Origin of the sequence: Pseudomonas agronomica, from assembly GCF_025917275.1 — a bacterium.
GTDB classification, from domain to species: Bacteria; Pseudomonadota; Gammaproteobacteria; order Pseudomonadales; family Pseudomonadaceae; genus Aquipseudomonas; species Aquipseudomonas agronomica.
In genome coordinates this window covers 1-8,559 of record NZ_JAOSHO010000210.1, presented here as the reverse complement: position 1 = coordinate 8,559, position 8,559 = coordinate 1, and the positions used below count along the sequence as shown (strand labels likewise).

The following is an 8,559-nucleotide window of genomic DNA, read 5'->3' as shown; positions in this document are numbered from 1 at the left end:
AACCGGTGAACATCACGCCTTTGACGCGATCGTCACCCACCAGGCGGGCACCGACGGTTTCGCCGCGGCCCGGCAGCAATTGCAGGACGCCTTCGGGGATGCCGGCTTCGAGCATCAGGCGCACCGCCTGGGCCGCCACCAATGGGGTCTGTTCGGCAGGCTTGGCCAGGACCGGGTTGCCGGCGGCCAGTGCGGCGGCGACTTGGCCGCTGAAAATTGCCAGCGGGAAGTTCCACGGGCTGATGCAGACCACCGGGCCCAGTGGACGGTGGGCGTCGTTGGTGAAATCGTTGCGGGCCTGCACCGCGTAGTAGCGCAGGAAGTCCACGGCTTCGCGCACTTCGGCGATGGCGTTGGCAAAGGTCTTGCCAGCTTCACGGGCCAGCAGGCCCATCAGCGGCTGGATCTCGCCTTCCATCAGGTCGGCGGCACGCTCCAGGATCGCGGCGCGTTCGGCCGGCGGCGTGGCTTGCCAGATTGGTGCGGCATTCAGTGCGCACTGGATGGCATTGTCGACGTCTTCGACCGTGGCTTCCTGCACATGACCGACCACGTCGCGGTGGTCGGCCGGGTTCAATACCGGCGCCGGGGCTTCTTCGCTGGCGGCGCAACCGAGCATCGGCGCGGCTTTCCAGTCGTTATGGGCAGTGGCGAGCAGGGCGCAGGACAACGAGGCCAGGCGATGTTCGTTGGCCAGGTCGATGCCGCTGGAGTTGGCGCGTTCGCTGCCATACAGGTCACGCGGCAACGGGATGCGCGGATGTGGCAGGCCGAAGCCGCCTTCCAGGGTTGCCATCTGTTCGATGCTTGCCACCGGATCGGCCACCAGTTCCTGGATGGAAATCGACTGGTCGGCGATGCGGTTGACGAACGAGGTGTTGGCACCGTTTTCCAGCAGGCGACGCACCAGGTAGGCCAGCAGTGTTTCGTGGGTGCCGACCGGAGCGTACACGCGGCACGGACGGTTCAGCTTGCCCTCGGAAACCTTGCCTACAACTTGCTCGTACAGCGGTTCACCCATGCCGTGCAGGCACTGGAATTCGTACTGGCCCGGGTAATAGTTCTGACCGGCGATATGGTAGATGGCCGACAGGGTGTGGGCGTTGTGTGTGGCGAATTGCGGGTAGATGACTTCCGGCACCGAGAGCAGTTTTCGTGCGCAAGCGATGTAGGACACGTCGGTGTACACCTTGCGGGTGTAGACCGGGTAGCCTTCCAGGCCTTCGACCTGGGCGCGCTTGATCTCGCTGTCCCAGTACGCGCCTTTTACCAGGCGGATCATCAGGCGGTGGCGGCTGCGACGGGCCAGGTCGATGACGTAGTCGATCACGTACGGGCAGCGCTTCTGGTAGGCCTGGATCACGAAGCCGATGCCGTTCCAACCGGTCAGCTGCGGCTCGAAGCACAGGCGCTCCAGCAGGTCCAGGGACAGTTCGAGGCGGTCGGCTTCCTCGGCGTCGATGTTCAGGCCGATGTCGTATTGCTTGGCCAACAGGGTCAGCGACAGCAGGCGCGGGTACAGCTCGTCCATGACGCGCTCGTACTGGGCGCGGCTGTAGCGCGGGTGCAGGGCCGAGAGCTTGATGGAAATGCCCGGGCCTTCATAAATCCCACGACCATGGGACGCTTTGCCGATGGAGTGGATGGCTTGTTCGTACGACGCCAGGTACTTCTGGGCGTCATGCTCGGTGAGTGCGGCTTCACCCAGCATGTCGTAGGAATAACGGAAACCCTTGGATTCGAATTTGCTGGCGTTGGCCAGGGCTTCGGCGATGGTTTCGCCGGTGACGAACTGCTCGCCCATCAGGCGCATGGCCATGTCGACGCCCTTGCGGATCATCGGCTCGCCGCTCTTGCCGATGATGCGGCTCAGGGAGGAGGTCAGGCCCGCTTCGTTATGGGTAGCGACCAGCTTGCCGGTCAGCAGCAGGCCCCAGGTGGCGGCGTTAACGAACAGCGATGGGCTGTTGCCCAGGTGCGGCTGCCAGTTGCCGGTGCTGATCTTGTCGCGGATCAGCGCATCGCGGGTGCCCTTGTCCGGAATGCGCAGCAGCGCCTCCGCCAGGCACATCAGGGCGACGCCTTCCTGGGACGACAGGGAAAATTCCTGCAGCAAGCCCTGAACAATACCGGCACGGCCGCCAGCACTTTTCTGGTTACGCAGTTTTTCAGCGATGGAGGCCGCCAGCTTGTTGGTGGCTTCGGCCATCTCGGCCGGCAGGCGGGCCTGCTCGATCAGCATCGGCACCACTTCCGGTTCCGGGCGACGATAAGCGGCGGTGATGGAAGCGCGCAGTACCGATTGCGGCAGGATGCTCTCGGCAAATTCGAGGAAGCATTGGTGAGCGTGGTCGACCTGCACGTCGCCAGCGTCATCGCTGTCGGCACGAGGGGAACCGTTCAGCTCGGTCAGGGTTGCACCACCCTCGAGTTTTTCCAGGTAATTGAAAATAGCCTGTTTGATCAGCCAGTGCGGGGTGCGATCAATCGAGGTTGCGGCCGCCTTGAGGCGTTCGCGGGTCGGGTCGTCGAGTTTGACCCCAAGGGTGGTGGTAGCCATATTTTTATCCTCATGTTTGCCACGTACCGCGTGGCATCAGCTGGCGGCAAGATTAGCTGCGCGATGATTGAGGTGCAACCGGGTGCAACCGGTTTTTTGTCGAAATAATGAACAGCTCATCTGGAAGGTTAGGGCGCGATTCCATGTTCGCACTCACATGGTGCGTCTCAGTCAGGAAAAAGGAAGATTCTCGCACCAAAAGAGAGCAAAATGTGGCATTTGTAGGGAGATTCCGACTAGGTGCAACTTATTTCAACGAAACTGGTTGCACCTAATTTGATTTGTTGAATAGCATTCGCGGCCAAGGTGCAACCGGTCCGGGATTCGAAACGGGTCGAGCTGCATCGGCTGATGGCTTTCCTGGGGAAACATCAGTCATAAATTCGCGGGTCCACAAAACGTCGGTACAACGTCTGCGTTGTCGGCGCTTTCAACTGCCACCGCACCATAAAAACAAAGCCAGGGCGTAACTCATGAGTGTTAGCAATCCCACCCTGATCACCTTCGTGATCTACATCGCAGCCATGGTCCTGATCGGCCTGATGGCTTATCGCTCCACCAACAACCTTTCCGATTACATCCTGGGCGGTCGCAGCCTGGGCAGTGTCGTGACGGCGCTTTCCGCCGGCGCTTCCGACATGAGCGGCTGGTTGTTGATGGGTTTGCCTGGCGCCATCTACATGTCCGGCCTGTCGGAAAGCTGGATCGCCATCGGCCTGATCATCGGTGCCTACCTGAACTGGCTGTTCGTCGCCGGTCGCCTGCGGGTCCAGACCGAGCACAACGGTGATGCGCTGACGCTGCCGGACTATTTCTCCAGCCGTTTTGAGGATACCAGCGGCTTGCTGCGGATTATCTCCGCGGTGGTGATCCTGGTGTTCTTCACCATCTATTGCGCGTCCGGCATCGTGGCCGGTGCCCGTTTGTTCGAAAGCACCTTCGGCCTGTCCTACGAGACCGCGCTGTGGGCCGGTGCCGCCGCGACCATCGCCTACACCTTCATCGGTGGTTTCCTGGCGGTGAGCTGGACCGATACCGTACAAGCCACGCTGATGATCTTCGCCTTGATCCTCACCCCGATCATCGTGCTGCTGGCCACTGGCGGCGTCGATACCACTTTCCTGGCCATCGAAGCGAAAGATCCGACTTCGTTCGACATGCTGAAAAACACCACCTTCATCGGGATCATCTCGCTGATGGGCTGGGGCCTGGGCTACTTCGGCCAACCGCACATCCTGGCGCGCTTCATGGCAGCAGACTCGGTCAAGTCGATCGCCAAGGCGCGTCGCATCTCCATGACCTGGATGATCCTGTGCCTGGGCGGCACCGTGGCCGTCGGTTTCTTCGGTATCGCGTATTTCTCGGCGCATCCTGACCTGGCCGGTCCTGTGACTGAAAACCCTGAGCGCGTGTTCATCGAACTGGCGAAAATCCTGTTCAACCCATGGGTTGCCGGCGTGCTGCTGTCCGCCATCCTGGCTGCCGTCATGAGCACCCTGAGCTGCCAGTTGCTGGTGTGCTCCAGCGCACTGACCGAAGACTTCTACAAGACCTTCCTGCGCAAGAGTGCGTCCCAAGTCGAGTTGGTCTGGGTCGGTCGCGCCATGGTGCTGTTGGTGGCGCTGATCGCCATCGCCCTGGCCGCCAATCCGCAAAACCGCGTACTGGGCCTGGTGAGCTACGCCTGGGCTGGTTTCGGTGCGGCCTTCGGTCCGGTGGTCCTGATCTCCGTGATCTGGAAGAACATGACGCGCAATGGCGCCTTGGCCGGTATTCTGGTCGGTGCGATCACCGTCGTGGTCTGGAAGCATTTCGAGCTGCTGGGCCTGTACGAAATCATCCCGGGCTTCATCTTCGCCAGCCTCGCAATCTTGGTTGTCAGCAAGATGGGCACGCCTACCATCGGCATGCTGCAGCGCTTCGAAGCGGCCGAGAAAGATTTCCGCTTAAATCAGTAAGGCTCTTGGCGAGCCTCCGGGCTCGCTGATGATCCATTGTGGCGGGGGCGCTTGCTCCCGCTACCCTCGGAAGCCGCGTAGGAGCTGCCGAGTGCAACGAGGCTGCGATCTTTCCCCAGACGCTTGAGTCCCAAGCGAAAGATCAAAGATCAAAAGATCGCAGGCTTCGCCAGCTCCTACAGGGCGGGAGCAAGCTCCCTCGCCACGGAGCCTCATCACTTCATCTCGGTATCGGGCTGGTTGAGAAAGATCAGCACGCCCAACAGCGCCATGTAGAACCTGAACGCAGCATCCTGGCCATTCCAGGTCTCGGATTGCCACATCAGGAACCACTCGCCGCCGACGACCATGAAACCGAAAAACCAGACGAAGAATCCCACCGTGAGCCCGACGACGGCCCACCCCTTGGCCCGATTGAAAACCAGGCCATCCGCCGTGCGTACGCGCCAGAGTTTCAGCCCGCCATAGGCCAGCAACACCGTGGTCATCGCTTCGCCGAGGATGATCAGCCAATAAGCGCCGTGCCACATCCACGGCTGGTCGACGGCGCGATAGCGGGCGGCGTTGTCGGGAAAGGTGGTGTCCATGCTCAGCACATGCTGGACGAAATTGAAGTTGGAGCTGTAGTCCGTGACGTTGTTGAACACGGTCAGGAAGGCGAAAGCGGCAAGCGCGAGGATCATCGCGATTTTTGTGTAGCGGATTGTCATGGTTGCGTCCTTGGCTTGTTACGACGAAAGGACGTTATCACGCCTTTGGGCGATACGAGGCCTGGCGCCCCGTAAGAAGCCGCTGATTCCTTCGTACGAAAACTTTAGGCGCGCGTGTCTATCGGAAAATACAGCGCGCCACGCAGCTTTTAGCCTCTTGGATGTAGGGGAAATCTGTTTTTCATGATGTCCGGTCAACTGGCCGAATGGGTCGTGCACAATCGCCCGCCCTTATTTCGCAGAGGCACATCGGATGTTCGCGCCTGCCAACCTACCGCGTTTCACGCTGACGCTCGACAGCGGGCCAAACGACCTCAAGGTGCTTGAGTTCAAGGGCAAGGAAGCCATCAGCCAACCTTACTGCTTCGAGTTGGAACTGATCAGCGAGCGACCTGACCTGCCGCTGGAGGAGCTGCTTCATCGCCAGGCTTTCCTGGGCTTCGACGACCGGGGCGGCGGTGTTCACGGGCAGGTCTACTGTGTGGCGCAAGGCGATTCAGGCAAGCGCCTGACCCGTTATCAAATCACGCTGGTGCCTCGCCTGGCGTACTTGCGTCATCGCATCAACCAGCGGATTTTCCAGCACCTGAGCGTGCCGGATATCGTGGCCCTCGTCCTGAAGGACCACGGCATCCTGGCCGATGCCTTCCAGTTCAGCCTTGGCGGGCAATATCCCGAGCGTGAATATTGCGTGCAGTACGGCGAAAGCGACCTGGTTTTCGTTGAGCGCCTTTGCGCCGAAGTCGGCATCCATTACCACTTCCGCCACAGCCCTGACGGCCATCTGCTGGCGTTCGGCGATGACCAGACGGTGTTCGCGCGCTTGCCCGAGTCCACGTTGTATTTGCCCGGCAGCGGCATGGCCGCCGCCGAGCCGGCCATCAAGCGCTTGGCGGTGCGGCTCCAGACCCGCACCACGGCCGTAACATTGCGCGACTATGACTTTCGCAAGCCGGGCTTGCTATTACAGGCCAATCTCGACAATCAGCAACTCCCGACGCTGGAACATTATCACTACCCCGGTCAATTCACCGACCGCGACGATGGCAAGCATTCGGTCCGGCGGGCCCTCGAACGGCATGGCGCCGACGGGCGCCTGGCAGAGGGCGACAGCGATGACAGCGCTTTTGTCAGCGGGCATTTCATGCGCATCAAAGAGCACCCGCGCACTCAATGGAACGACCTGTGGCTGCTGACGCAGGTCGATCACCATGGTCGACAACCGCAAGTGTTGGAAGAAACCGCCTCCGCCGGCCGGGATGAGTTCCAGGGCTACCGCAATGCTTTCATCGCAACGCCATGGGAGGGTTTCTTTCGTCCGCCGTTGCAGCACAAGAAGCCGTCCGTCAGCGGTTTTCAGCCGGCGGTGGTGACCGGGCCGGTAGACAGCGAGATTCATTGCGATGAATTCGGGCGGGTCAAGGTGCAACTGGTCTGGGACCGTGACGGCGAGCGCGACGAGCATTCCAGCTGCTGGCTACGCGTGGCGACCGGATGGGCCCATGATCGCTACGGCAGCGTGATGATCCCTCGGGTCGGCATGGAGGTCCTCGTCGGGTTCATGGACGGCGACGTCGACAAGCCCCTGGTGGTGGGCTGCCTGCCGAACGGTGCCACCCCGGTGCCCCTCGACCTGCCGGCGGACAAGACCCGCAGTATCCTGCGCAGCCAGAGCAGCCCCGGCGGCGGTGGCTACAACGAATTGCGCATCGAAGACCGCAAGGGCGCCGAGGAAATCTACCTGCGGGCGCAGCGCAACTGGACCCAGCATGTGCTGCATGACCAGCGGGTACAGGTCGATCATGAGCGCAGCATCGTTGTCAGTGGTTTGTCGCGGCATGAACTCAAGGATGGCGAACAGCGCATCACCGGAGGTCGACGCCAGGTTGAAGTTCGCCAGGACGATCACCTGATGGTGACCGGCGATCGGCACATCCACGTCGCCAACCAGGCCCTCAACGCCTCCGGGGGATTCAGTGTCAGCGCTGGTCAGCAAGTCGTGCTGGAGGCCGGTGCCAGCGTGACCGTCCAGGCCGGCGGGCACTGGATCAACATCGGCCCGGGCGGAATCTTCAGCAGCGTGCCGATCCAGGTCGGCGGTGCGCCGATGGCGGCGATGGGTGCCGAGCCCATTGCGGCAGGCGCCCCGGAGAAACTTGCCGCCGCGCTGGCGCCGATACTGTCCTTGGCGCAAATACGCAGCCTGAAAAGCCCCGCGCCTTTCTGCGAGGAGTGCGAGCGCTGCAAGGATGGCGCTTGTGGCGTGTCGTTGGCACCGCTTGGAGGATAGGTTCAGGGCGGGCTGCCGAGCAGCCCAGCGGGAGCAAGCTCCCTCGCCACGGGTGAGTGATTATTGGGCCGCTCGGTCGCCAGTCCCTGACGTTGGGCGCGCTTCGAGGTAAACTCGTCGCCCTTCGCAGGAGCCGCCATGAATTATCGCCACGCCTTCCACGCCGGCAATCACGCCGATGTGTTCAAACACCTGACCTTGACTCGCCTCATCGCCTTGATGTCGCGCAAGGAACAGCCCTTCGCCTACCTCGACACCCACGCAGGCATCGGCTTGTACGACTTGCAGGGCGACCAGGCCAATCGCACCGGCGAATACCTGGAAGGCATCGCGCGGTTATGGGATCAGGGCGACTTGCCGGCCCTGACCGCCGATTACATGAAGGTGCTGCACGAGATGAACCCGGACGGCCAGTTGCGCTATTACCCTGGCTCACCGGAGCTGGCGCGGCGCCTGACCCGGTCGCAGGATCGGGTGTTGCTCAACGAGAAGCATCCGGAGGACGGCGTGCTGCTCAAGGACAACATGAAGGGTGATCGTCGCGTGGCAGTGCATCTGGGCGAAGGCTGGCACGTTCCTCGTGCGTTGCTGCCGGTGGCAGAGAAGCGCGCCCTGATGTTGATCGATCCGCCGTTTGAACAGTTGGATGAGATGCAGCGCTGCGCTGCCTCGCTCAAGGAGGCCATCGGCCGGATGCGCCAGACGGTGGCGGCGATCTGGTATCCCGTGAAAGACCAACGCATGTTGCGTCGTTTCTATCAGGACCTGGCGGGCACAGGCGCGCCGAAGTTGTTGCGGGTGGAGTTGCTCGTGCATCCGCTGGCCACGCCCAACAGCCTGAACGGCTCCGGCCTGGCCATCGCCAACCCGCCATGGGGGCTTGAGGAAGAGTTGCGTGAGTTGCTGCCGTGGTTGTCCAAGAAGCTTGGGCAGACCCAGGGTGGGTGGCAGATGGATTGGTTGATCGCTGAAAGCTGATCGCTGAGCCGATGCATTCAGGTCGTCAGGCAGGACGCCTTCGCGAGCAAGCCCGCTCCCACA

The 8,559-nt window shown here is 61.7% G+C and carries 5 protein-coding genes; 3 read left to right on the top strand and 2 right to left on the bottom strand.

Going from position 1 to position 8,559, the window contains the following annotated elements:
- Positions 1-2,560, bottom strand: a 2,560-nt coding sequence (gene putA / locus OC610_RS15820; protein WP_264428917.1) for a bifunctional proline dehydrogenase/L-glutamate gamma-semialdehyde dehydrogenase PutA, incomplete at its 3' end; no start/stop codon positions are given.
- A 473-nt stretch (positions 2,561-3,033) separates the two neighbouring features.
- Here putA and putP point away from each other — a divergent pair.
- Positions 3,034-4,518 carry a sodium/proline symporter PutP gene (gene putP, locus OC610_RS15815; protein WP_264428915.1) on the top strand — a complete coding sequence of 495 codons (1,485 nt, stop codon included), beginning with the start codon at positions 3,034-3,036 and terminating at the stop codon, positions 4,516-4,518.
- A 215-nt stretch (positions 4,519-4,733) separates the two neighbouring features.
- On the opposite strand, the gene OC610_RS15810 is transcribed toward putP, so the two are convergent.
- Positions 4,734-5,228 carry a DUF2165 family protein gene (locus OC610_RS15810; protein ID WP_264428913.1) on the bottom strand — a complete coding sequence of 165 codons (495 nt, stop codon included), beginning with the start codon at positions 5,226-5,228 and terminating at the stop codon, positions 4,734-4,736.
- A gap of 253 nt (positions 5,229-5,481) precedes the next feature.
- Between OC610_RS15810 and OC610_RS15805 the strand changes: the two genes are divergently transcribed.
- Entirely contained in the window at positions 5,482-7,518 is a 2,037-nt protein-coding gene (locus OC610_RS15805; protein WP_264428911.1) for a type VI secretion system Vgr family protein, read from the top strand.
- Between the two features lie 138 nt (positions 7,519-7,656).
- Positions 7,657-8,496 (top strand): 23S rRNA (adenine(2030)-N(6))-methyltransferase RlmJ, encoded by an 840-nt coding sequence (locus OC610_RS15800; RefSeq protein WP_264428909.1) that lies wholly within the window; start codon positions 7,657-7,659, stop codon positions 8,494-8,496.
- Positions 8,497-8,559 lie beyond the last annotated feature (63 nt).

Coding starts and splice junctions, on each gene's coding strand:
- OC610_RS15805 (WP_264428911.1), top strand. CDS start 5,482: ATGTTCGCGCCTGCCAACCTACCGCGTTTCACGCTGACGCTCGACAGC.
- OC610_RS15810 (WP_264428913.1), bottom strand. CDS start 5,228: ATGACAATCCGCTACACAAAAATCGCGATGATCCTCGCGCTTGCCGCT.
- putP (WP_264428915.1), top strand. CDS start 3,034: ATGAGTGTTAGCAATCCCACCCTGATCACCTTCGTGATCTACATCGCA.
- OC610_RS15800 (WP_264428909.1), top strand. CDS start 7,657: ATGAATTATCGCCACGCCTTCCACGCCGGCAATCACGCCGATGTGTTC.